Origin of the sequence: Pseudoalteromonas sp. S2893, from assembly GCF_005887105.1 — a bacterium.
Taxonomy (GTDB): Bacteria; Pseudomonadota; Gammaproteobacteria; order Enterobacterales; family Alteromonadaceae; genus Pseudoalteromonas; species Pseudoalteromonas atlantica.
In genome coordinates, this window is sequence record NZ_PNCY01000027.1 from 14,254 (window position 1) to 38,556 (window position 24,303).

The window sequence follows — 24,303 nt, forward strand, 5'->3', positions numbered from 1 at the left end:
TCCATTAATATACACACACAACGATGCTGTATATAATCTTACGCATAAGAAAAACTAATTCTAAGCTTGGTTACTATGTCAAGACGAGTCCCCCCATTAAACGCACTTAAAGCTTTTGAAGCCGCGGCACGCCATTTAAGCTTTACTAAAGCAGCAGAAGAGCTATATGTAACGCAAGCGGCAGTGAGCCATCAAATTAAAACCCTTGAAGAGCATTTAGGCTTAAAATTGTTTTTACGTAAAAATCGCTCGTTATTATTGACCGAAGAAGGCCAAGGCTACTTTTTAGATATTAAAGAGATTTTTACCCAGCTGATAGACGCCACCGAAAAGCTACTTGCTCGCGGTGCAAAGGGCTCGCTTACCGTAAGTTTAACCCCGAGTTTTGCAATTCAGTGGTTGGTACCTCGATTAAGTTTATTTAACGAACTCCACCCCGAAATCGATGTGCGTATAAAAGCGCAAGACCAAGACGAAAACTCGTTAACCGATGATGTAGATATTGCCATTTACTACGGCCGAGGGCACTGGAGTGGGGTTCAAACTTACAAATTGCACACCGAGTATTTAGTGCCGTTATGTAGCCCACTGTTATTAAGCGGGCATAAACCGCTTAATCAACCGAGTGACTTAGCTCAGCACACTTTGTTACACGATACCACGCGCCGTAACTGGAAAACCTGGATGAAAACGGCGGGTGTACGTAATGTACAAGTGAATCAAGGCCCTATATTTAGCCACTCATCAATGGTGCTCCAAGCCGCGGTGCACGGCCAAGGTGTAGCAATAGGCAATAGTGTGCTTGCCAAACCCGATATTGACGCGGGCCGTTTAGTGATCCCATTTAGCCACAGCCTAGAGAGTAAAAACGCGTATTACTTAGTGATTAGAGAGTCGCAAACAGAGCTGGGTAAAATAGTTTCGTTTAAAGATTGGATGCTGAGCTTAGTTGAACAAGAACAAGAGTATTAATAATGATTGAATGGTTTAAAAGCGCAACGCAGCCGGCTATTGCACAGTTTATATTTGCGCATGGTGCCGGAGCTGGATCAGATTCTGATTTTATGCAGCATATGGCTAAACTCATTAGTGCGCAGGGTATTGATGTAGGTTTATTTGATTTTGAATACATGCAAATTGCTAAACAAACACAAAAACGCAGGCCGCCAGAGCGAGCCCCTAAACTGTTAGCTTATTACGAGCAAGTACTAACAAATGCGCAACCTAATTTACCGTTATTTATTGGCGGTAAGTCGATGGGCGGGCGTATGGCATCTATGCTTGCTTGTAGCTCTACACAACCGATTGCAGGTGTATTAGCGTTTGGCTATCCGTTTCATCCGCCCGGTAAGCTAGATAAGCTACGCACCGATCATTTTGCAGACATACCTTGCCCGTTTTTAGTATTACAAGGCGAGCGAGATACCTTTGGCACCCGTGAAGAGCTTAAAACGCTTTCTATGCCAAAACAGCCAAGCTATGTGTGGCTTAGCGATGGCGACCATTCACTCAAACCACGCAAAAAAAGTGGTGTGAGCGAGCTGCAAAACCGTGAAACTGCAGCGCTTGAAGCAAGTAAATTTATAGCCAATAGAGTGGAGCAATTATGATTAAATTATTTTTACTCACGGGCAGCTTTTTTTGCATGCTGTCGGTTATGTTAGGGGCATTTGCCGCGCATGGCTTAAAAAGCCGTTTAACTGAGTATTCACTCGGGGTATTTAAAACCGCAGCTGAGTATCAAATGGTGCATGGTTTAGCGCTTATAGCCGTGGCGATTCTTATTAAGTGGGGTATTAATTTAACCGTGGCAGGAGGTTTTTTTATTGCCGGTACACTGCTTTTTAGTGGCAGTTTATATTTATTAGCCCTAAGCGGCATGAAGTGGTTAGGCCCAATAACCCCATTAGGTGGGTTATGTTTTATAATTGGTTGGGTTGTTATTTTAGTGCAAGTTGCACGATTTAAGTTTTAAAGAGTTTAAGGGTTAATATGTCTAGTGTTGTGATTTATTGTCGTAGTGGTTTTGAAAACGATGCGGCTGCTGAAATAACGTTTCATGCTGCCGAGCAAGGTTTTGCCGGCTATGTAAAAGCCAAACCAAATACCGGCTACGTGATTTATGAATGTTTTGAAGCGCAACACAGCGACGAAATAATCAAAAAGGTCGACTTTAAAAATATGGTATTTGCGCGCCAGTGGTTTGCTGGCACGTTAATCGAAAATATGCCGGTAGAAGATAGGGTCACTGCATTAAAAGAAGCCGCAAAGGATTTTCCTTTGTGTAGTGAGTTGCGCGTAGAAACTCCCGATACTAACGAAGGCAAAGAGCTGCTTACCTTTTGTAAAAAAATATCAACGCCGTTAAAAAAAGCACTCGAAAAACAAAACACGGTATTGCGTGAGCCAAAGGCAAACCGCCCGGTAATGCATGTACTATTTTTAGCAAACAATGCCGCGTATGTAGGGTATTCGTATAGCTATAATAATTCGCCGTTTTTTATGGGCATTTTACGTTTACGCATGCCAAGTGACGGACCGAGCCGCTCAACGTTAAAACTTGACGAAGCCTTTAATGTTTTTATCCCTGAAAAAGAGCGAGAAGCGCGAGTACAACCAGGCATGCGAGGGGTTGATTTAGGTGCTTGCCCAGGCGGTTGGACCTATCAATTAGTACGCAGAGGCATGTTTGTTAGCGCAATAGATAATGGCCCAATGAACGATAATTTGATGGAAACAGGCCAAGTTAAACACTTTAGAGCCGATGGTTTTAAATACCGCCCAGAAAAAAGAAATATTAACTGGTTAGTGTGCGATATGGTGGAAAAACCAACCAAAGTGACTAATCTAATGATTGACTGGGCAGTAAACGCATACGCCAAAGAGCTGATATTTAATTTAAAGCTGCCTATGAAAAAACGCTTTGATAGTGTTTATGAATGCCTAACGATGATCAAAGAAGAGCTTACTAAGTACGGTATAACCTATGAGTTGCAAGCTAAGCATTTGTATCATGATCGTGAGGAAATCACCGTTCATTTAAACGTTGTTAAGGTGCCCCAAAATTTGTATAGCTAAATCATAGAGGCATAAAAGTGGTATTAAATAATGTTTATAAATGGCTAGGATTACTTTTTTTATCACTTTTAATAGCAGGTTGCGGCGGAGGTGGCAGCGATAGTGACGAGACCGATAGTGGCTCAACTGGCAATACCGCCCCTACTGTGAGTGTTGATGTAAGCAGCAGCGTTATTGTTGCTAACCAAACCTTTACTATTACGGCTCAGGCAAGCGATAGTGACGGGCAGGTGTCTAGTTATCAATGGCAGCAGCTGTCGGGGCCTGAATTTACCTTTACTGCCAATGGCAACATACTCACAGCAACGGCCCCCAGTGTAGAAAGCGACACTGATTTTAGTTTTTCGGTGCTAGTAACCGATAATGACGGCGCCACTACAGAGCAAGTGTTTTCTGGGACTATCACGGTTCAAAATACGCCTCCCACAGTTAATATCACAGGCCCAAGCAGTGCACTGGCTAATACCCAAGTGAGTTTAATTGCTAATGCACAAGACATAGATGGCACAATTAGCGCCATAGTGTGGGTACAATCTGCTGGCTCCTCCATCGAATTTAGCCAAACTGAAGGTGAATTAAGCTTTACCGCCCCAAATGTAAGTGAAAATGAAACGCTTGGTTTTAGTGTTACTGTAACCGACAATGCCGGGGGCACTGTACAAAGCAGTGCGACGGTACTTATTACGCAATTAAATAGCGCACCTAGTGTTACCTTAGCTGGGCCTGACGAGGCAATGCAAAATGAGTCAGTGACAATAACAGCTACAGCGCAGGACAGCGATGGCACCATTAGCGAGCTAAGCTGGCAGCAAACAAACGGCCCCGTGGTCGAATTTACGCAATCCGACTCCAGCATTACGTTTAATGCTCCAACGGTTGCTCAAAATACCAATATTACCTTTTTAGCCACCGTTAGAGATAACGACGATGCAACTAATAGCGCCCAAAAAACGGTGATTGTGGTGCCGCCTAACAATCCGCCTGTGGCAGATGATGTAACCGTTGAGGTGCAATATAACTTAAGTGCTGAATTTAATTTGACGGTAAATGATGCCGATGGCGATACGGTACAAATTACTTTTCCAAATGACCTAGAAGGGGCGCAGGTGAGTGTTATTGATGCCCAAGCGCTGCGCTTTAGCTATACACCGCCTGTAAATAGTATTTCTGCAAAAAGCTACACACTGACTGCTAGTGATGGTGAAGACAGCACCAACTTTTTGCTTAATACGACAATTATTGATACCAGCGCTGCAACGGTGACAGAAATAACGCCTAATGGGGCAGATGAACCGGTAGTGGTTGACACCCCCATCAGCATTACGTTTTCAGATGTGATGCTGAGCAGTTCGTTAACCGTAAATAGTAGCGCGGGGAGCTGTGAAAGCAGTGTTCAGGTATCAAGTGATGATTTTGCAAGCTGCGTTACACTTAATGTAGAGAGCGTATCTGGTGCGCCTGATGAGACGAGTGACTATTTTAAAAACGTTAACTTAAGCGCTGATTTTTCAGAAAACACGCTTTACAAAGTGCGTGTAAATGACCAATTAGTTAATTTTTCTGGTACTGCTGCGACAGCAGGCCAAGTGAGTGAATTTACCACCTCAACCCAAGATTTAAAAATAACCGAACTCATATCGGTGCAATTTACTAATGATACGCCCTGGGTAGAGATTTATAACGGCACTGGAGAGGCTGTTAATTTACAAAACTATTCATTAAAAACGCGCGCAATTAATATGCTTGATAGCTCAGTGAGCGCAGAGCAAGTATTTACATTACCCAACAAAGTATTAGAAAACGGCAGTTATATTTTACTGCAAAGTCGTTTTGGTGATGAGTTTTTAGCAAGTGCGGCACTTAATAACCCTAAAATTGTGCTGGTGGGTAACCAAAGCGATGCGCTACGTCCTTACTGGTATATAAATGGCTTTGCAGAGTTATTAAATAGCGCCGCCACACAAACAATCGACTTTGTTAAATTTGGTAATTCTACCCAGCAACCGGTTAGTGCCACGCAATGGCAAGGCGATAACGCACCACAAATGCAGGCCGAACAAGGGTCAAGCTTAAAACGTGCGCTTAATGCAACAGATACTAATCAAGCAAGTGATTGGGTTTACTCAGTGTTTAATACGCCGGCAGGGCAAAATGATATTAGCTGTGATACCGATACAGATTTAGATGGGATCCCTGATTGCAGTGAGCAAGAAGGCACAACATTTGGCGGGCTGCCTTTATATGAATGGGGCGCACGGGAAAATCAAAAAGATATATTTATAGAAATTGATTATATGGACAGTACCGATATAGGTATTACGCCACAGCGTACAGCATTAGAAAAAGTAGTGAGCGTATTTGCAAGTAACGGTTACACAGTGCATTTTGATGTAGGCGATTTGTTTGACCAAAGCACAGGTATTTCCACCGCTAACTTTGATTTAGGAGGCGGTACAACCGTACCGTTTAACAGCTACACGCCCTTTGAATATGACCAAGGTACCGCTAATTTATTTGCCTATAAGATGGAATATGCCGATACAACGCGCCGCCCAATTTTTCATTATTTATTAATGGCAAACAGTGGTAACGAAGATGGCAGCATTAGTGGCTCGGGTATTGCCGAAATAAATGGTAATGACCTAATGCTGACTATGGGCGGATGGGGGTTATCCGTTGATGATCAAACATCACAAAATGTGACGAATAATTACCAAGCGTCTACTATTTTTCATGAGTTGGGGCATAATTTAGGGCTTTATCATGGCGGCGACGAAGAAGTGAACTTTAAGCCAAATCATTTAAGCTCAATGAATTATCTATATCAATTAACGGGGCTTGCAAGCATAGGTAATAACGAAGGTGATCGTTATTACGACCGGTTTTATACCAACAACATTAACTGCGACCTTGTGCCAAATACCAATAATCAAACAGGATCAACGGATGATTTTATCATTGATTATTCAAACGGCAGCGCTGCAAATATAAATGAAAGTGCTATTGATGAAAGCGCAGGATTAAACAGGGCTGGCTCTGAGGCGGTCGATTATAATTGTAATGCAATTTTAGGCGATACATTAACTAACTTTGATGCAAACCAAGACTCGCAAATTACTGTATTAACGGATACCGATGAGTGGAGCATGATTAACTTACAGTTTTACTCACAAAGTGCAGGTAACCGATTTGGTGTGGCAAATACAATGAGCCATAAGCTGTATCAACAGCAGCGTGTTCAAGCTGTTTCTACTTCATTGCCTAGCTATATAAAAGAAGCAGCGCCAAGCGAGGCTATAATTAACCAAATTAAAGCAATTAAAGAGCGCTAAATGAGCTACCGATTTATAAAAGCTGCACTTTTACAAGGAGCTGTTATTTGTTTAGTTGCTGCCTGTAGCCAAGGCGCTATCAATAAAGCCAGTAGTAGCCATAGTAGTGAATGGTTACTAACTGATGCGCTATATTATAATAACAAGCCAGTAAATTGGCAGCAAAGGCGAGTAAACGGGTGTAGCACGTGTTTAATACAAAACGACTCTGTACTTCAGCCCGAGGGCATAACGCGTTTTAATACGCTTTATAAAGATGGGGAGTGGGTTGCAGTACAGGAGCAAAGCAGTTTAAATGTTATAAGGTTAAAACTGCCTTTGCACACTCCCTATTTGTATGTTGAGCAATTAGCAAACGGTGAACTTAAACTGTTTAATCAGCAACACACTTATAAAACTAAGATAGGCGAAGTCATTAACATTACTTTTAAAAAGCAGTTATTCTCGATAGTGATCACAGCGTTTACTTTACAAGATGAAAAAAATGCAGCACTGCCAAGGCGCGCTAGACTAAATTACACTGCACTTAAGTTGATATAGATAAAATAAAAGCACCAAAAGGTGCTTTTATTATTTGCCGTAGTGTTATTTAGCCCGCTCGGTATTTAGAGCGATAATTATCTACCCACAAACGAGTAGCGCCACACACAGCAACGGGCATAACAATTAGGTTAATAAATGGGATTGCAGTGAGCAGCATAACAGCAAAGCCAAAGCCATAAGATAAACCTTGTTTAGACTTTAAATCGTCTTTCATTTGCTTAAAGCCTACTTTATGGTTATCGAAGGCAAAATCTTTGTATTGCACAGCATACATCCAACATGTAAATAAAACCCATAACACTTGTCCAATAACGGGTAAAATCCACAGTAAAATAAAAAAGCCAATAGCGCGGGGTAAGTAATAGCAAAGCTTTGTCCACTCTCTGCCTACCATGCGTGGAATGTCTTTTACTAAATCAGCAAAACCGTCGTCATTTATTTTTTGACCCGTTAAATAAAGCTCTACTTTTTCGCTGAGTAGTCCGTTAAAAGGGGCCGCAATAAAGTTGGTTATTACCGTAAATAGCATGCTGTAACTAAATAGCACCACAAGCACGGCAAGGGGCCACATTAACCATTCAAGCCAGCTTAGCCACTCAGGTAACATGTTGTTTATATAATTAAAGCTGTCGCTTAACCAGCCAAATAAAAAGAATAATGAACTACCAAACAATAAAATATTAAGTAAAAGTGGAATAAGCACAAAGCGCTTAAGGCCTTTTTGGCTAATTAATTTAAAGCCTGAAAAAAAATATTCCATACCTTGTATGATCTGCACAGTAACCTCAAAAAAGACTCATATCTCCATGCAGTATAATTAGACTGATAATTTTGAACAGCCTTTTTAAGTAACAAAGTGTTAAACCTGCAAAATTTTTAAAAAGTTTTAGAGTGTGTTGGCTGGATTGTTTTTGTTATGGATGTTTATTTTTTGTTGCAAAATAATATAGGCTTAACGCATACTAAAGTTGTTTTTTAGCTATTTTATTAAAAAACAATTTCTATAATCGTAATAATAAAACTCGCGCTGTAAGTTTATTAACTATACTCATTTTAAATATATGAACTAAGAGCAGGAATTTGTTGATGCACTGCACTTTTTTAAAGTGCGTAGCAACATAAAAGTACCTAGATGCATGGTGAAGTATGAATACTGCAAAACTAAAACAATTGTTATCTCACCAGCAGGATATATTATCTAAAATCGCGTTAGGCATTGCCTTAGACGATATTTTACAAGATATTTGTTTAGCTATAGAGCAAGTTATTGAAGACAGCTCTGCAAGATGCTCAATACTGTCTTTAACAGGTAATCAGTTATTTCATCGTGCTGCCCCAAATATTGACGATGAATATTTAAAGGCAATTAATGGTGTGTTTATAGGCCCTAATGTAGGGTCTTGTGGCACCGCGGCTTATAAAAATGAGCGAGTTATTGTGCAAAATATTGACCTTTCGCCCTTGTGGGAAGGTTACAAAGATTTAGCGCACAGCTACGGTTTATATTCTTGTTGGTCAACCCCGATTATTTCAACCACCAGTGAAATATTAGGCACTTTTGCTATTTACCACGGCGCCCCTAAAGCGCCTACACAGCAAGATTTAGAACTCATTGACTATTTTGTACACTTTTCTAGCATAGCACTTGAAAAAAGCGCAGAGTCGCTCAAAGCTAGGCAGCTAGTGGCAGACCTGCAAAAAAGTAATGAAAAATTTAAAGCATTTACGCAAGTGATGCCCGATCTTATTTTGATTTTGAACGAAGAGGGCGTCTATACCGATATTTACGGTACCTCGAGTGACTTATTACTTGAATCGCCTACCGACTTAATTGGTCAAAATGTGCAAGACTTGTTCCCAGAAAAAGATGCCGACATGATCATGGGGATTATTCAAAAAACCATTCTCACCAATGAAATGCAAATATTTGAGTACGATTTAGCCGTGCCCAAAGGCCACATAACCTTTGAAGGAAGAGCGGCTGCACTTACTAACTATCAGCCAGAGAAACCAGAACTTAAGCACGTAGTGTGGATGGCAAGAGATGTGACCCTTCGCAAAAAAGCCGAGCAAGAAGTTCAACGGCTTGCGTTTTTTGATCCACTAACAGGGCTTCCCAACAGACGAATGCTCAGCGACAGCCTAGCAAAGTGTGTAGAGCGTATTAAACGCACCAAAAAAACGGGCGCATTGCTGTTTTTAGATGTTGATAACTTTAAAAGAATAAATGATTCATTAGGCCACGGCGCCGGAGATCAAGTATTAATAGAATTAGCAAAACGCTTAGGTGGCGTAATACGATCATCTGATACTTTAGCTAGAGTGGGCGGTGATGAATTTATTATTTTACTTGAATACATTGGCGAGCATAATCACCAAGCCTGTATTGAATCTGAAATAGTCGCTAAAAAAGTACAAGGCGTGTTTAATGATAAGTTTGCAATAGGAGAGCTGGCATTTCAAGTTAGCTGCAGTATAGGTATTTGCTTAATTAACGAAGAGCACACAGCCACCGATAACATATTAAAATTTGCAGATACCGCCATGTACCGCTCTAAGGCAAAAGGTGGCAATAGCTGCAGCTTTTATGACCCTAAACTGCAAACTTTACTCGAAAACCAAGCCGAATTAGAAACGGATATTGTAAGAGCAATCGCAAATAACGAATTTTGTGCGTATTTTCAGCCGCAAATTAGTATGCAAGGGAAGATAGTAGGTGCAGAAGCTCTGATAAGGTGGATACACCCTAATAAAGGGGTTATTGCGCCTAATCAGTTTATTCCTATTGCAGAGCAATATGGTCTGATTCAAAAACTGCAAAACATAGTGCTTCGCAATATATGCAGCCTTATTAATCAACTTAATGAAAAAAACATGATAGATGAGCACTTTAGCGTATCTATAAATATTAGTCATATACAGTTTAATTCTGCGCAGCTTACCCGTGAGCTCTGCTCTACAATTAAAGAGTTCAACATAAAACCGCAGCATATTAAACTTGAGATCACCGAAACCATGCTATCGGGCGATATTGACAGCACAATAAAGCAAATGACGGAGCTACAAGAACAAGGTTTTGTGTTTTCTATAGACGACTTTGGCACGGGGTATTCCTGTTTAGCCCATTTAAATGCGTTCCCCGTACAGGAAATAAAAATTGATAAAAGCTTTATCGATAAGATTTTAGATAAAGGCAAAGGCTTTAATATTGTTAATACGATTATAAGCCTGGGCAAAAGTTTAGACATTACTGTTGTTGCTGAAGGTGTAGAGCAAGAGGCGCAATTTGAGTTACTAAACTTGCTCAATGCAGATTGTATACAAGGCTATTTAGTCGCAAAACCTATGAATGCCAGTAACTATATTAAGTGGCATGCCCATCAATTAAAAAAGCAAAGCCTAAGTGCTTAGCAGGCTGTGCGTCGTTTTTGTAAATTAAGCTAACTTTTTAATAAAGCTATTTTTACCTTATTAAAACATTTTGTTTAAACAACACTAGGAACACGCGTATTAAGTATATATTATGAAGTCACTATAACGATTCAAAATAATAAAATGGACGACAAGAGATGCAGTTAGTCGAATTAACCCCTAAGGATCCTGATGTAGTTAATGTGTTTGCAGATATAGATAGACTGATAAACTCCTTATACCCCGTGGCTACAGCCCAATCTCTCAAATTAGAAGAATTAAGCAAAGACAACGTTTACGCAATTGGTTTAAAAAACGAAGATGGCATTATTGCCTGTGGCGCTATTGTTAAGCAAAATGACGGCGCGCTATATGGCGAAATAAGGCGTTTATACGTAAAACCAAGTTACCGTGGTAGAGGTTTTTCAAGACGCATAATGCAAAACCTACTGCATTACGCCGGCGAAACAAAAATTCCACTTATCCGATTAGAAACAGGCCCAAAGCAAACCGAATCAATTAGTTTATATGAAGATTTAGGTTTTGCGCGCTGTGCAAGCTTTGGCTCGTATCAAGATAACCCACAAAGTGTATTTATGGAGCTTGCCCTGAGCCCTGAGCCAGAATAAATAAGCTATTTACTACTGTGTGCCTATAGCTGACTCTGTAGGCGCAAAAAATACTTCACTGTTTTTCACTGCTATCTTCGTATAAAATTCGCCACCTATATTTAATACCTGTGCACAGTAATACTTAATGATTTTAAGAGGCAAAACCTGGCTATAAACAAGCTTTTTTGCTTCAAAATAAATTACTTGATTAAGCAAACGGGTATAAACCTTTATTTAGCACTTCATAAGTGAGAATTTTATCTTTTTTAAAAGCAGCCCAAAACCAATGAGCGATTTAACAGTAGTAACCCACAGTGGTAATTTCCATGCCGATGACGTGTTTAGTATTGCGGTACTTAAGCATGTATTGCCTGCCTTTAACTTGGTACGAACCCGCGATAAAGCAGTAATAGAAAGTGCCGATATTGTTGTTGATGTAGGTGGTGAATACAACCCTGACACAGGACGCTTTGATCACCACCAACGCGGCGGCGCAGGCGAGCGCGAAAATGGCACGCCATACTCGTCATTTGGCTTAATTTGGAAAAAGTATGGTTTAGCACTGTGTGATAATAACCAAGCGGTGGCTGATAGAGTTGACGCTGGTTTAGTCTCTACAATTGATGCCATAGATTGTGGTTACGTTAAGGGTGTGGTTGAGGGCATAACGCTTAGCCAAACGCTTTCTATGTTTAATCCAACATGGGAAGAGGAAGGCAACTTTGATGAATGCTTTGATGAAGCCGTTGAGTTTGCAGCGCGTTTATTAACCCGTTTTATTGCCTCAGCAAAAGGAAGCATTAACGCCAAAGATATTGTTGCAAAAGCAATAGAAGAGGCAAAAGATCCCCGCGTGATTATTTTAGAAAAATACACACCATGGAAAAAAACAGTACACCATTTATCAAGCGACGCCTTATTTATGGTTTACCCTTCGCAAAACGGCCAATGGATTATTCAAACTGTACCAGTAGAGCCTGGTTCGTTTGAAGACAGAAAGTCACTGCCTAAAGCGTGGGCTGGTTTATCTGATGAAGAGTTTCAAGCTGAAACAGGCTTAGACGACGCTGTATTTTGCCACAATGGTTTATTTATAGCCGGTACTAAATCGTTCGAAAGTACAATGAAGCTGGCCGACGCGGCCCTAGCTGAGTAACCTGTTTTACTTAAATATGGGTAAAATTTTTTTACCCAAATTAGTACTATTTAGCTAAGTAACTAGTTTGCAGTTACTTAGCTTTATTATGTTCTTGTTATTTAAATCACGTGAGGTTTTATGTTTGAAGTAAAAACTATCGCGCTATTTATTATTACCGCACTGGCAGAAATTATTGGCTGTTACTTACCTTATCTTTGGCTTAAAGAAGATAAATCCATATTCCTTTTAATACCTGCAGCAATCAGTTTAGCGCTATTCGCGTGGTTGCTTACGTTACACCCAGCAGCCGCTGGACGGGTGTATGCCGCGTATGGCGGTGTGTACATATGCGTGGCTTTACTGTGGTTATGGGCAGTTGATGGCGTAAAGCTTACAATGTGGGATGTAGTGGGCGGGGCGGTTGCCTTACTGGGCATGGCTATTATTATTTTTGCACCTAAAAGCGCTTAAAAAGTACGACATATTAAAGGTAAAAAACGCCTTACAGGCCACTGTTAACGCATATATCGCGCAATTAAATTGCCAACTACTTTTTTATAAGTAAGCGATAAAGCTGGATTATCTATTAAGCTTGTTTGTACAACATGCCCGGTATATAAGCCATAAAACTCATACGCAAAAATGCTCGGCTCTTTGTCTTGGCTAAAGTAGCCTTGTGCTTGGCAGTTAACTGCAAGTTTAGTGAGGTAGTTAATCATTTTTAAGTGTTGGTCTTGCATAAACTGCCTTACCAAACAGTTCGGGCTTGCTTTAAACTCTACCGATGCTTTAATGAGCGGGCAACTTGCCTGCTTACCAGGCGATACCGTATCTAAAAAATTGAGCCACTCAAGCCAGCGTTGCTGAAAATTATTTAAATGAATTAACGCATCTTCATCAACAGATATATCAACAACCTGTTTTCTAAACTCTTCTTCGGTGTAGGCCAAAATAGCCACTTGCATATCTTCTTTATTGGCAAAGTGTGAGATCACCCCAGTACGCGACATGTTAGTCACTGCCGCTATTTTTCCTATCGACAAGCTATATAAACCATGTGCAGCCGCATAGGCCATTCCTTTGTGCAAAATATTGCGTTTTGTGCTCTCACTTTTTTTCATCGTTAATCCATAAAGCGTGTTATTTGGTCGTACACGTATTGGCTTTTTAAAATGCGCACGTGCCCCAGCTCTTGTGTGGCCACAAGTGTTGCGGGTGTGTTCTCAGTTAATAATTTTATTGCCTCAAAGCTTGCTACTGAGTCATTTTTATCATGAATAAACAACATGTTTTCGTTAATTTTATTTTTAGAATGATCAGGGTGAAGGTTTTGCCAGCTAATACCATATTTGTCCGACACTCTATTAAGCATATTTTCTAGCATGAGCTCAGAAATACCCACTTGCCTGACCTTAGCAAACATGGCTTCAAATATTTGTGCAGGGGCAGAGATCATCACAATTTTTTTATTCTCTAAATAATGAGGCGCTAAGTTTAACAAAGCAACACCGCCCATAGAGTGTGTAACGACTCTATTAATTGTAATATTTTGCCCATTAAAGTACTCAAAAGCCGCTGTTAGGCCCTGCATATACCCGTATAAGTGCGAGGTATTGCCGTGCGAATAGCCATGGCCTATGTGATCAATTGAGTAAACATTAAAGCCTTTTTCAAGTAGTTCATCTATTAAAGCAGTAAACCGATTAGTGCTATCGGCCCAGCCATGAGATAAAAATACCGTTTTAGTGTTTTCGGCTAGGCTAAAATAGTACAGGTTTACAGCGCCAAGCTCGGTAGTAAGTTTAATATTAATTGGCTGTATACATGTTCTAAATTCGTATTGGCGTCGGCTATGCGGATTACAAAATACCTTCATGGCAAGGCGGGCACTGAGTTTAGGAAATGTTTTGGTCAGACCAAAAGTGGCAGCCTTTGTTATTTTAGAAAATTTAGGTGGCTTGTTTTGATTAAAATAAATTTGTTTCATGTTTATACCAAATAAGTACAGTTGTTCTATTTTATCTTAAAAAAGTACAGCTGTACTTATTTTTTTAGCCGCATAACCAGCTTGCTTTACTAAAGGCGGTTAGCTGTAAAAGCTAAGGTGTAGGTGTTTTTTCTCTCAACACTAAAAATCACTTGTTACGAGTAAAAATACTTGTTGGACTTAAAAGTCTATTTTTCTTTTAATGCGCGCACTTGGCCGAACCGGCATTCATTAAATAAAAGAGAAAGATAAATGAAAGAGACAACATCACTAGAACAAGCTCGCACGAGTTACAATGTTCGTCATTGGAGCCAAGGTTTTTTTGGTATTAATGATCAAGGTGATGTGTATGTTGCCCCAAAGGCTCACGCCCCAGAGCAAACTATTGCACTTACAGATATTGCAAAACAACTTCAAGAAAAAGGCTTAAGCTTACCGGCTTTAGTGCGCTTTCCACAAATTTTACATCATCGTGTGCACAGTTTATGTGGCGCGTTTAATACCGCGATTGAAAACTATGGTTATCCAAAAGATTACCTATTAGTTTACCCAATTAAAGTAAACCAACAACGCGAAGTGGTTGAAGAAATAGTAGCAAGCCAAGCCGAATTAGAAAAAAAACAATTAGGCCTTGAGGCGGGCAGCAAGCCAGAGCTATTAACTGTTTTGGCAATGGCAGAAAAAACCAGTGCAGTGATTGTATGTAATGGCTACAAAGACAAAGAATATGTGCGCTTAGCACTTATTGGCGAAAAGCTAGGCCACAAAGTATACATAGTGCTTGAAAAACTCTCTGAGCTCGACATGGTACTTAGCCAAGCAAAAGCGCTAAATGTTAAACCACGTATTGGTATTCGCGTTCGTTTAGCATCGCAAGGCAAAGGAAAATGGCAAGCAAGTGGCGGCGAAAAATCTAAATTTGGTTTATCTGCGTCGCAAGTTTTACATGTAGTAAACCGTTTAAAAGACGCAGGCCAGCTTGATTTAATGCAACTTGTGCATTTTCACTTAGGCTCGCAAATGGCAAACATTCGTGATGTGCGTTTAGGTGTAAGTGAGGCCGCGCGTTTTTACTGTGAGCTACGCAAATTAGGTGCAAGCATTGAGTGCTTAGATGTAGGGGGCGGTTTAGCTATTGATTACGATGGTACCCGCAGCCAATCGCATAACTCAATGAACTACAGCTTAGCTGAGTATGCAAATAATATTGTGTACACCATAGGTGATACATGTAAGCAATACGCGCAGCCTATGCCGACGATTATTTCTGAGTCGGGGCGTGCACTAACGGCGCACCATGCGGTGCTTATTTCTAATGTTATTGGTACTGAAAGTTACACGCCAGAAGAGTTAGTAGCGCCAGCAGCAGATGCACCGCTTTTATTAAATAATATGTGGGCCTCGTTTGTGCAGTTAACCGATTTAACGGATGACCGTGCACTGATTGAAATTTACCACGACAGCCAAGGGGATTTAGCTGAGGCGCATAACCAGTTTGCACTTGGGCTTTTAGATTTAACGCAGCGGGCGTGGGCAGAGCAAGTTAACTTACGTATTTGTTATGAGCTTAACAAACACATGGATAACAAAAACCGTTTTCATCGTCCGATTATTGACGAGTTGAACGCACGTTTAGCCGATAAGTTTTTTGTAAACTTTTCGCTTTTTCAATCGCTTCCTGATGCGTGGGGGATTGATCAAGTGTTTCCGGTATTGCCATTAAGTGGCTTAACCGAAGCACCAAAAAAACGTGCTGTATTACTTGATATTACCTGTGATTCAGACGGCGCGCTTGAGCACTATGTTGATGGCCAAGGTATTGAAAGCACATTACCCGTACCTGAGTACAGTGCTGATAAACCTTACTTAATGGGCTTTTTCTTAGTGGGTGCGTACCAAGAAATTTTAGGTGATATGCACAATTTATTTGGCGATACGCACAGCGCTATTATCAATATGGATGAGCAAGGCGTTGCCAGTATTAGTGAGATAAACCAAGGCGATACCGTAGCCGATATGATGCGCTATGTACATTTAGATGTTGAGAGCTTTCAGCAGTCGTACGCGCAGTTAGTGTCTGCAAAAATAGATAAAAATGAACAGCAAAGCGTTTTAGACGAGTTGCAAAGCGGCCTTAATGGCTACACTTATTTAGAAGAGTTATAAGCAATGTCTAGCTTGTTTGGTCATGTTGACCACTCATTGTATTCAAACGGGATGACGTTTTTACGTCGTCCTATGGTGCAAAACATTAATGCCATTGATGCAGATGTCGTTGTACTAGGCTTACCCTTTGATTTAGCAACATCGGGTCGCCCCGGTGCTCGCTTAGGGCCCGATGCCATTCGCAGAGCGTCGGTACATTTAGCATGGGAAGACACTAAATACCCGTGGACATTTCCTTTGTTTGAGCGTTTAACGGTTGCTGATGCGGGGGACTTTACTTATCCGGTAGGCGATCCTGAGTATTTTACGGCACAGCTAGAAATGGCTGCAGAGCAAATACTTCGCCAAGGGGCAACGATGTTAGGCCTTGGTGGCGATCACTTTGTAACGCTTCCGCTATTGCGCGCGCATGCAAAGATACATGGCAAAATGGCACTGGTTCATTTTGATGCGCACACTGATACATACAGCAATGGCTCGCGTTTTGATCACGGCACTATGTTTTATCATGCACCCATGGAAGGGCTGATTGATGTAGAGCACAGTATCCAAATTGGTATTCGTACCGACTTTGACCAATCAAAGCATGAGTTTGCAGTGATTGATGCAATGCAAGCTAACGATTTGCACGCTAATGAAATAGCAGCGCAAATACGTGAGCGAGTAGGCGACTTACCCGTTTACCTAACGTTTGATATAGATTGTTTAGACCCAGCATTTGCACCAGGTACAGGCACACCTGTATTCGGTGGTTTAACATCTGATAAAGTGCTTAAAATACTGCGCGCACTAAAAGGCATAAATATGGTGGGTATGGATGTGGTAGAGGTATCCCCTTCGTACGACCAAAGTGAGCTTACCGCTATTGCCGCAGCAACAATTGCCAGTGAATTATTGCACCTGTGGACACATAAAAATAAGTATTAACGCTATAAGTTAAACACTACAAAAAAGGTATGCGCAGGCATACCTTTTTTATTTTAGAGGTGTCGATTATTTTGCAGCTTAATTTCTTTTAACCAAATAAAACTTAAGCCAATCAGCGGCAGGTTAGTGGTTACCGGGTTAAAGGCTTCAATGAGTAATTGTGGCTGCATTACTACAACCGCTAACAAAAGCCCTACAAGGGCTAAAACATTTAAAATAACGATGTGCTTATTTTTATAAAACACTAATAAGCACACGCCAAATATAATTTCGCCAATACCCGCCGAACGTGTAATTAAGTCAGACACTTCTGCTGAAAAACCCGCACTACCAGTCATTAGTTTTTCAAGCGGGGCAATATGATAAAGCTTTGGAAAAAAGCCGTGAATGATACTAACCCAAATAACTATTTGAACAATTTAACGTACTAAATCAATTACTAACTTCGTTAAAAAATCTCTATTTAGAACTACTAAACACAAAATTTTTTGCCTAGTTACTAAATGATTTATTTATCGTTAAAATAGCTCCTATAGTTAATCGAATTAGTATACCCAACTTAAACTCACTATGTAGCGAGCAATTTGTATATAACCGCGGTTATTTCCTCGCATTGTCTATTCGCTCTTGTGCACTTGGGTGGCTAGATAAATATTCGAGCAATTTATTTACCTTTTCAAGATGTTCGTTTTCGCTGGTGTGCGCACCTTGTAATGCTTCAATGGCATCGGCAAAGTCGTTGCTTGAATACCCTAAGTTTACAAGTTGAATGAGTGCATAGCTATCTGCCTCGCGCTCCATATCACGAGAAAACCCTTGCTGTGCAAAAGATGCCCCCGTACCTAGTACCACTTCTGCTATGCCTTCTAAATCACCAAATATAACCGCAAGTACAATGGTACTGGCTGCCGATTGCGCAGTCATGCGTACGCTATGCTGGTGGACTACATGGCCAATTTCGTGAAGTAATACGGCTTTTAGTGCGTTGGGTTTATCGGCTAATAAATTTGCTAACTCATCGGTTACGACAATACGCCCGTGGGGCATTGCAAACGCATTCGCTCCAAAGGCCTCTGATTTATAAAACGATAACCTATAAACCGATGGCTCAAGCGAGAGCGCATTAAGCATGGTATTAAAGTGTTGTTGTACTTTAGTTTGTTGCTCATTAGGCAGCTCACTGTCATCAAGCGCGAGCTTTTCAATTAGGGTAAAGCTTTGTTCACCCATTTGCTCTACTACACTGCGCGGCAGAGTATCAACACTGTAAACAGCAATAGCGGGCACAACTTTATAAAGCATTAACCACATAAAAAGCGGTGTAAAAATAACGGCCGCGATAATAGCCCATTTACTTTTTTCAAGGCGTTCTAGTAGGTCATGCTTATTTGCCTTAAAAGGCCAGCGATAATTTACATCAGTAGGAATAAAGCGGCTGCCATCATTAAAATTTAGTTCATCAGCAAGCCCAGCTAGGCCAGAAGTGAGTGTTATATCGCTTATTGCATGGCTTGAAATAAGCTGGTCATCGTAGCTAATCTCAACACAGGTGTCGCTAATACTAGCGACACCTTGCTGGTAATTGCTTGATGCCTTGGGGAAGTAATGTCCCTGTACGTGCATAATAAGCTCTTAGGTTAGCGATAGGTCAATATCAAATACATTGGCTGCTTCTTCAGCAAACGATGACTGCTCTTGTTGTGCGGTGTCCACTAAATTTAGCGCACTTGGGTAAATATTAACGGTTGTAACCTCGGCAAGCATTCTCGATGTACGCACTTTGGTCCACGGGTAGGCAAGCCCTAAAGAAAACACAATGGCCAGCATATTGGTTAATAGTAATATGGCAAAAGGAATAGGCTTAAGCTCTGATTTAAATGACGCTACGTCTTCAAATTGACTGTTATCAAAAATATGGTTACGAATAGCCGCAGCCCACACAGCGGTTACTATCGCAATCATAAATACGTAAGCAATCATTAATCCACCAAACATAATGCCCATTTTGGCTGGATCTTGTGCAGCTTGTTGATTTTCTACATTCATTAAATCAAGCCCAAATAAGCCTAATACAGCCATAAATATCACCATAGTGATAGAGCTCACCACAAAGCAAATAAGGGCGGTTAAGTAGTAGGTTTCACCTTTAAGGTTTACGGTTAATGGCGTGTCACCGTAGCTAATATTGCTATGTATGTACGTGTCGATACGTTTTAAAACATACGGCATTAATAAATAAAGGGTAAAAATACTGGCAATAGGTAAAAGAATAAAGTTAATGAAGGCTTCGCCGTAATCGCCTTTAAATGCAAAGCGTACATTTCGATGACGGGTCATACGCATATTAAAGCGCAGGCCTTGGTTAATAATCCATGGCATTAAAAAGATAAAAGCAACCGCAAATAGTAAGCCTACAAGAGGAAAAAAGCTGCTACCAAAGGAGTAAATTAAAAATACAATAACCGCTAAAATACGGCCTTTTAAAATTTGCATCGGGGTGGCTAAGTAGTCAAAGCTGTGTCCGTCAATGCGGGTGTGGCCATAAAAGTATCGCATTGTGCGCACTTTTGCCCAAGCCGAGTAAATACCTAAAGTAAGTACGCTCAGTAAAATATTGACTATCCAAATACCAAAAAACTCACCGCCTTTACCGCTAAACTGTACTTTGCCGCTAAAAATAGGGGCCGTAGGTTCATTTACTGCAGGGGTGGTTTCTGGGGGAGTAGGGTGTATTGATTCCATTAAAATTATATCCATGTTGTTTTTTTGTTAATTTACCTAAATTTGGTGCAAAGCTCAATCTTTAATAGCCTTACAGCCTATAATGGCGCTGCTTTTAATATATGTGGTGCTGCACTTTAAATCATCTCTGGTATACTAGGGCGATAATTTTATGGGGCTGTTATGATTTCAAAAAACCAACTCAAGCTTATTCGCCAACTTGGCCAAAAAAAGTACCGAAAGCAATATAATCAATACCTTGTACAAGGTGAAAAAAACGTACTTGAGTTGTTAAACAGCCCATTAAAGGCGGTTGATATATTTGCAACACAGGCGTTTATAAATACTCACCAAAACCAGTTTCCACATGTAGATTTTACGCCAGCAGAAGAAGAGTCGCTGACTAAAGCCAGTACCTTAGTGAGTAATAACGCGGCCATTGCAGTGGTTGATATGCCAAAGGCTGATTTACCTAATAATACCGGCTTAATATTGGCGCTTGATGGGGTTTCTGATCCGGGCAATTTAGGCACTATTATCAGAGTTGCCGATTGGTATGGCATTAAACATATAGTAACAAGTACCGACAGCGCCGATGCTTACAACCCTAAAACAATTAGCGCTACCATGGGTTCGTTTGTCAGAGTGTCGGTAAGCCAAGTAGAGCTACCTGAATACTTACGAACATTAAATATGCCTATTTATGGGGCATTTTTAGATGGGCAAAGCGTACATACAACGGATTTTAGCGCAAAGGGTGTATTGCTTATGGGCAGTGAGTCGCATGGCATACGCGAGCAGTGTGCAAAATTAGTAAGCGACAAAATAACCATACCGGCTTTTGGTGAGGCAGAGTCACTTAATGTGGCAATGGCCACAGGTATTATTTTAGATAACTTTAAACGCCAAGCTTAACTTTTTAACTGTTTATGAGTTAAATTGTTTGTAAGTAATAACAATAATAATCGGTAATAACAATAAGATGCGCTTAAGCACTATTAAATTAGCGGGCTTTAAATCGTTTGTAGAGCCCACTAAAATTCCATTTCCTGATCAAATGACGTGTGTTGTTGGGCCTAACGGCTGTGGCAAATCAAACGTGATTGACGCTGTGCGATGGGTGCTTGGTGAAAGCTCAGCTAAAAACTTACGTGGCGATGCCATGACCGATGTTATTTTTAATGGCTCAACTAATCGTAAACCAATCTCGCAAGCCTCAGTAGAGCTTATTTTTGATAACACCCAAGGTGATTTACCTAATACATTTGCCGACAGAAACCAAATAGCGATTAAGCGTTTAGTAACACGCGATGGCCAATCGTTGTACTTTTTAAATGGGAGCAAATGTCGTAAGCGCGATATTACCGATATATTTTTAGGCACCGGGCTTGGCCCGCGTAGTTACGCAATTATAGAGCAAGGGATGATCTCGCGTTTAATCGAGAGCAAACCTCAAGAGCTGCGCGTATTTTTAGAAGAAGCCGCGGGTGTGTCTAAATACAAAGAACGCCGCCGCGAAACGCAAACCCGAATTAAAAGTACCCGCGAAAACCTTGAGCGTTTACTTGATGTGCGTAAAGAATTACAAGCGCAACTAGATAAACTGGCTGTGCAGTCGGTTGATGCGAAAAAATACCGCGATTTAAAAGCGCAAGAGCGTACCTTAAAAGGCCAAGTGGCTGTATTGAAATGGCAAAAGCTGCATCAACAACAGCTTGAAAAAAGTGAGCAAATCAAAAAGCTTAATGAGCAAATCGCCTTTTTTAAAACGGCTCACTCAGGCCACGACGATGTGCTTGCAAGCCTAGAGGCTCAAGTAAATGCAGAGCAAGATGCGCTTAACGATGCGCAGCATCAGCAACACGTTACCCACACAGAACTGACCCGCGCCGAACAACAACACATTAATATTAAACAGCAAACGCAAACACTTAAACAAAGTGTGGTTAAGCTTGAGCAGCGAAAGCTGCAAAGTGAAGCGCTAAAAACACAGCAACAAAATGTGTGTGAGCAGTTATCTGTGAGCCACCAAGAGATAAGCGAGTACAGTTTAGAGTGCAGCGAACAAGTTGAAGAGCTTACCCTTACACTTGCAGATTTAGCAGATGAAAAAAATAAGCACACAAACGCGTGGCAAAGCCTTAATCAACAACAACACGCGCTTAATAATAAAGTACAGGCGCAGCAAAGTAGTGTTAAGCAAACAGAGCAAGCCTTAACCCATGTAAACACACAGCTAAGCCAACTAAATAGCCAAATTGACGATATTAAAAGTAGCCAATTAGAGCAGCAACTAGCCGAGCAACAAAAATACAAACAAACCCTTACTCAAGAGCTTGCCAGTAAGCAAACGGCGCAAACACACTGCACCGCAGCGCTTAAAGAGCAAACCGATTTAGTAAATGACGCTGAGCAGCAACATCAGCAAAGCTTACAGCACGTTAATGAGCTAAAAGCTCGCATTGCTGGGCTTAAAAGTAGTTTAGGGATTGAAGATGACAATAAGCAGCACACTTTATTTAATCAATTACAGGTAAAACCAGGGTTTGAACATATAGTTGAACAGGCACTGCAAACGCTTGAGCACCTAAATGTAGCCGATGTGCAAAGCAACAATAGTGTGTGGCCGCATAAGAGTGAAATACCAGTAAATAGCGTTGCGGCGTTAATTACTGAGGGTGTTTATCCAGATTTACTGACCCGTATTGCGTACAGCGAAAACGCCGAACTCGCTGTGTTAAATGATACGTTTTATATTGCGGTTATGGATAAAAGCGGTGCTTTACATGCTCGAAACTGGCACCGTAGCGCAGACAAAAACGCCGAAAACTCACAACTTTTAAAACACACACAGTTAAAGCAAAAAACAGCGAGCTTAGTAGAGGCCGAAAATACCCTCGCAAGGGATTTTGAGAATCTTAATGCGCTAAAAACACAGCAGCAAAAGCTGAGTGATGAGTTAGCGGTACTTAAAAACGCAATTCATCAATTAGCACAAAACATTGCCGTGGCCACTACGCGCAGCGACATGTTAAAAGAGCAAGTAGCACAATTTTTACAGCAACTAGAAAAGTACCAGCAACAAAAGCGTGCATTAACCACTGAGCAATCACAATTTTTAAAAACGCGCGATGAGCACAACAGTGCGCTTGAAGTGTTACATCAACAGCAACGTAATTTAGCTGACGAACTGGCAAGCGCCGACGCCGCTTGCACACGCAGTAATACTGCATACAGCCAAGCTGCAGCTACACTTGAGCAATATAAAACACAAGCGCATCAGGCCACGTTAAAAGAGCAAAAAGCACACAGTGAGTGGCAGCTTAGTCAAACAAAGCTTAAACATGCTGAGCAAGAGCTCATGAGTGCGCAAGAAGAAGCAAAAGAGCTGCAAGCGCAAATGGAAGCGTTGCTTATACCCGAGCAAGAGCTCACTGAGCAAATAGCACAGCTTTTAATAAAACATCAGCAGGGCGAAGCTAGCTTGGTTGCGTTACAAAAAAAGCTTAACGAGGCAAAGCAAACACTTATAAGTAAACAAGCCAGCCTTAAGCACTCTCAAGGTGAGCTGACAGGTTTGCAAGAACAACATCAAAAGCTAAGTATTGAAGAGCAAAGTCTAATTATAAAAGCGCAGGCAGCACTTGAGCCGCTTGAAGAATTAAAGCAAAGTTTAAAAAGTGTTTTAGATACACTGCCTGATTCACTGAGTTTAAATGCAGCGCAAAATCAGATCAGTGGGCTTGTGCATCAATTAGATAAGCTAGGTCCAGTTAATTTAGCCGCAATAGATGAGTTTGAACAAGCTAAAGAGCGCAGCGATTATCTGAATAATCAACTTGAGGATTTAACCAAAGCGCTAAATACGCTTGAAGGGGCGATTCGTAAAATTGACAGCGAAACCAAAACACGCTTTAAAGCTACCTTCGATCAAGTGAACAACGACTTTGCCGAGCTATTTCCAAAAGTATTTGGCGGTGGTAGCGCGTATTTAGAATTAACCAGTGACGATTTACTCGAAAGTGGTGTTAGTATAATGGCACAGCCGCCAGGCAAGAAAAATTCGACAATTCATCTGTTAAGTGGTGGAGAAAAAGCGCTGAGCGCATTATCATTGGTGTTTTCTATATTCAGGCTCAATCCAGCTCCATTCTGTATGCTGGATGAAGTAGATGCGCCGCTTGATGATGCTAACGTGGTACGCTTTTGCCGTTTGGTTGAAGAAATGTCACAATCGGTGCAGTTTATTTATATTAGTCATAATAAAATTGCGATGGAAATGGCAGGGCGTTTAACTGGCGTTACTATGGCAGAGCCAGGCGTATCACGCATGGTAGCAGTAGATATAGAACAAGCAGTGCAACTTGCACACACATAACAGTTTATTTT

The 24,303-nt window shown here is 41.0% G+C and carries 20 protein-coding genes; 14 read left to right on the top strand and 6 right to left on the bottom strand.

The features are described from left to right. Positions 1-75 precede the first annotated feature (75 nt). Genes CWC04_RS12840 through CWC04_RS12865 form a run of 6 tightly spaced genes read left to right on the top strand, consistent with a single transcriptional unit; the run spans position 76 to position 6,950 of the window. A complete protein-coding gene (locus CWC04_RS12840) occupies positions 76-972 on the top strand; it encodes a transcriptional regulator GcvA (protein WP_004588843.1) in 897 nt (298 codons plus the stop codon). Positions 973-974: 2 nt separating this feature from the next. Beyond that, complete coding sequence (locus tag CWC04_RS12845; protein ID WP_138685610.1) at positions 975-1,610, top strand: alpha/beta family hydrolase; 636 nt, start codon at positions 975-977, stop codon at positions 1,608-1,610. Next, positions 1,607-1,975 (top strand): DUF423 domain-containing protein, encoded by a 369-nt coding sequence (locus CWC04_RS12850; RefSeq protein WP_024034182.1) that lies wholly within the window; start codon positions 1,607-1,609, stop codon positions 1,973-1,975. The genes CWC04_RS12845 and CWC04_RS12850 overlap by 4 nt, the downstream gene beginning before the upstream one ends. Before the next feature lie 17 nt (positions 1,976-1,992). Continuing rightward, positions 1,993-3,078 carry a 23S rRNA (cytidine(2498)-2'-O)-methyltransferase RlmM gene (gene rlmM, locus CWC04_RS12855; protein WP_138685611.1) on the top strand — a complete coding sequence of 362 codons (1,086 nt, stop codon included), beginning with the start codon at positions 1,993-1,995 and terminating at the stop codon, positions 3,076-3,078. A gap of 17 nt (positions 3,079-3,095) precedes the next feature. Then, positions 3,096-6,410 carry a PKD domain-containing protein gene (locus CWC04_RS12860; RefSeq protein ID WP_138685612.1) on the top strand — a complete coding sequence of 1,105 codons (3,315 nt, stop codon included), beginning with the start codon at positions 3,096-3,098 and terminating at the stop codon, positions 6,408-6,410. After that, the gene (locus CWC04_RS12865; RefSeq protein WP_249326149.1) at positions 6,411-6,950 is read left to right on the top strand and encodes a hypothetical protein; all 540 of its coding nucleotides are present in this window, start codon (positions 6,411-6,413) and stop codon (positions 6,948-6,950) included. Positions 6,951-6,999: 49 nt separating this feature from the next. Here CWC04_RS12865 and cysZ read toward each other — a convergent pair whose 3' ends face one another. Beyond that, entirely contained in the window at positions 7,000-7,713 is a 714-nt protein-coding gene (cysZ, locus tag CWC04_RS12870) for a sulfate transporter CysZ (RefSeq protein WP_171038581.1), read from the bottom strand. 386 nt (positions 7,714-8,099) lie between these two features. Here cysZ and CWC04_RS12875 point away from each other — a divergent pair, with 386 nt between their 5' ends. The 4 genes from CWC04_RS12875 (at position 8,100) to CWC04_RS12890 (ending at position 12,584) form a co-directional block, all read left to right on the top strand. Beyond that, positions 8,100-10,364, top strand: a complete 2,265-nt coding sequence (locus CWC04_RS12875) for a sensor domain-containing phosphodiesterase (RefSeq protein WP_138685614.1) — start codon at positions 8,100-8,102, stop codon at positions 10,362-10,364. A gap of 158 nt (positions 10,365-10,522) precedes the next feature. After that, positions 10,523-10,993, top strand: a complete 471-nt coding sequence (locus tag CWC04_RS12880; protein WP_004588851.1) for a GNAT family N-acetyltransferase — start codon at positions 10,523-10,525, stop codon at positions 10,991-10,993. Positions 10,994-11,261: 268 nt separating this feature from the next. Further along, a complete protein-coding gene (locus CWC04_RS12885; RefSeq protein WP_054983440.1) occupies positions 11,262-12,131 on the top strand; it encodes an MYG1 family protein in 870 nt (289 codons plus the stop codon). Positions 12,132-12,251: 120 nt separating this feature from the next. After that, a complete protein-coding gene (locus CWC04_RS12890) occupies positions 12,252-12,584 on the top strand; it encodes a YnfA family protein (protein WP_029772735.1) in 333 nt (110 codons plus the stop codon). Positions 12,585-12,628: 44 nt separating this feature from the next. Here the strand turns inward: CWC04_RS12890 and CWC04_RS12895 are convergent, their stop codons facing one another. Both CWC04_RS12895 and CWC04_RS12900 read right to left on the bottom strand, forming a co-directional pair. Next, positions 12,629-13,234, bottom strand: a complete 606-nt coding sequence (locus CWC04_RS12895) for a TetR/AcrR family transcriptional regulator (RefSeq protein ID WP_126007634.1) — start codon at positions 13,232-13,234, stop codon at positions 12,629-12,631. A 2-nt stretch (positions 13,235-13,236) separates the two neighbouring features. Continuing rightward, on the bottom strand, positions 13,237-14,100 hold the full coding sequence (locus CWC04_RS12900) for an alpha/beta hydrolase (protein ID WP_126007632.1): 864 nt from the start codon (positions 14,098-14,100) through the stop codon (positions 13,237-13,239). A gap of 252 nt (positions 14,101-14,352) precedes the next feature. On the opposite strand from CWC04_RS12900, the gene speA reads away from it, so the two are divergent. Together speA and speB are read left to right on the top strand one after the other, a co-directional pair. Next, positions 14,353-16,266, top strand: coding sequence for a biosynthetic arginine decarboxylase (speA, locus tag CWC04_RS12905; RefSeq protein WP_126007630.1), 1,914 nt, complete (start codon positions 14,353-14,355; stop codon positions 16,264-16,266). Between the two features lie 3 nt (positions 16,267-16,269). After that, entirely contained in the window at positions 16,270-17,193 is a 924-nt protein-coding gene (gene speB, locus CWC04_RS12910; protein WP_126007628.1) for an agmatinase, read from the top strand. 53 nt (positions 17,194-17,246) lie between these two features. On the opposite strand, the gene CWC04_RS12915 is transcribed toward speB, so the two are convergent. From CWC04_RS12915 to CWC04_RS12925, 3 genes are all read right to left on the bottom strand, one after another. Beyond that, a complete protein-coding gene (locus CWC04_RS12915; RefSeq protein WP_138685615.1) occupies positions 17,247-17,612 on the bottom strand; it encodes a DoxX-like family protein in 366 nt (121 codons plus the stop codon). A gap of 181 nt (positions 17,613-17,793) precedes the next feature. Then, positions 17,794-18,816: a M48 family metallopeptidase gene (locus CWC04_RS12920; RefSeq protein ID WP_138685616.1), complete on the bottom strand. Its 1,023-nt coding sequence runs from the start codon at positions 18,814-18,816 to the stop codon at positions 17,794-17,796. Positions 18,817-18,825: 9 nt separating this feature from the next. After that, positions 18,826-19,935 (bottom strand): YjgN family protein, encoded by a 1,110-nt coding sequence (locus CWC04_RS12925; protein WP_138611403.1) that lies wholly within the window; start codon positions 19,933-19,935, stop codon positions 18,826-18,828. A gap of 162 nt (positions 19,936-20,097) precedes the next feature. Here CWC04_RS12925 and CWC04_RS12930 point away from each other — a divergent pair, with 162 nt between their 5' ends. Both CWC04_RS12930 and CWC04_RS12935 read left to right on the top strand, forming a co-directional pair. Next, complete coding sequence (locus CWC04_RS12930) at positions 20,098-20,829, top strand: RNA methyltransferase (RefSeq protein WP_138685617.1); 732 nt, start codon at positions 20,098-20,100, stop codon at positions 20,827-20,829. Positions 20,830-20,896: 67 nt separating this feature from the next. Then, positions 20,897-24,292: a chromosome segregation SMC family protein gene (locus CWC04_RS12935; RefSeq protein ID WP_138685618.1), complete on the top strand. Its 3,396-nt coding sequence runs from the start codon at positions 20,897-20,899 to the stop codon at positions 24,290-24,292. Positions 24,293-24,303: the final 11 nt, after the last annotated feature.

Bases quoted from the DNA above. Each gene is read 5' to 3' on its own strand.
- CWC04_RS12840 (WP_004588843.1), top strand. From the start codon at position 76: ATGTCAAGACGAGTCCCCCCATTAAACGCACTTAAAGCTTTTGAAGCC.
- CWC04_RS12845 (WP_138685610.1), top strand. From the start codon at position 975: ATGATTGAATGGTTTAAAAGCGCAACGCAGCCGGCTATTGCACAGTTT.
- CWC04_RS12850 (WP_024034182.1), top strand. From the start codon at position 1,607: ATGATTAAATTATTTTTACTCACGGGCAGCTTTTTTTGCATGCTGTCG.
- rlmM (WP_138685611.1), top strand. From the start codon at position 1,993: ATGTCTAGTGTTGTGATTTATTGTCGTAGTGGTTTTGAAAACGATGCG.
- CWC04_RS12865 (WP_249326149.1), top strand. From the start codon at position 6,411: ATGAGCTACCGATTTATAAAAGCTGCACTTTTACAAGGAGCTGTTATT.
- cysZ (WP_171038581.1), bottom strand. From the start codon at position 7,713: ATGGAATATTTTTTTTCAGGCTTTAAATTAATTAGCCAAAAAGGCCTT.
- CWC04_RS12875 (WP_138685614.1), top strand. From the start codon at position 8,100: ATGAATACTGCAAAACTAAAACAATTGTTATCTCACCAGCAGGATATA.
- CWC04_RS12880 (WP_004588851.1), top strand. From the start codon at position 10,523: ATGCAGTTAGTCGAATTAACCCCTAAGGATCCTGATGTAGTTAATGTG.
- CWC04_RS12885 (WP_054983440.1), top strand. From the start codon at position 11,262: ATGAGCGATTTAACAGTAGTAACCCACAGTGGTAATTTCCATGCCGAT.
- CWC04_RS12890 (WP_029772735.1), top strand. From the start codon at position 12,252: ATGTTTGAAGTAAAAACTATCGCGCTATTTATTATTACCGCACTGGCA.
- CWC04_RS12895 (WP_126007634.1), bottom strand. From the start codon at position 13,234: ATGAAAAAAAGTGAGAGCACAAAACGCAATATTTTGCACAAAGGAATG.
- CWC04_RS12900 (WP_126007632.1), bottom strand. From the start codon at position 14,100: ATGAAACAAATTTATTTTAATCAAAACAAGCCACCTAAATTTTCTAAA.
- speA (WP_126007630.1), top strand. From the start codon at position 14,353: ATGAAAGAGACAACATCACTAGAACAAGCTCGCACGAGTTACAATGTT.
- speB (WP_126007628.1), top strand. From the start codon at position 16,270: ATGTCTAGCTTGTTTGGTCATGTTGACCACTCATTGTATTCAAACGGG.
- CWC04_RS12920 (WP_138685616.1), bottom strand. From the start codon at position 18,816: ATGCACGTACAGGGACATTACTTCCCCAAGGCATCAAGCAATTACCAG.
- CWC04_RS12925 (WP_138611403.1), bottom strand. From the start codon at position 19,935: ATGGAATCAATACACCCTACTCCCCCAGAAACCACCCCTGCAGTAAAT.
- CWC04_RS12930 (WP_138685617.1), top strand. From the start codon at position 20,098: ATGATTTCAAAAAACCAACTCAAGCTTATTCGCCAACTTGGCCAAAAA.
- CWC04_RS12935 (WP_138685618.1), top strand. From the start codon at position 20,897: ATGCGCTTAAGCACTATTAAATTAGCGGGCTTTAAATCGTTTGTAGAG.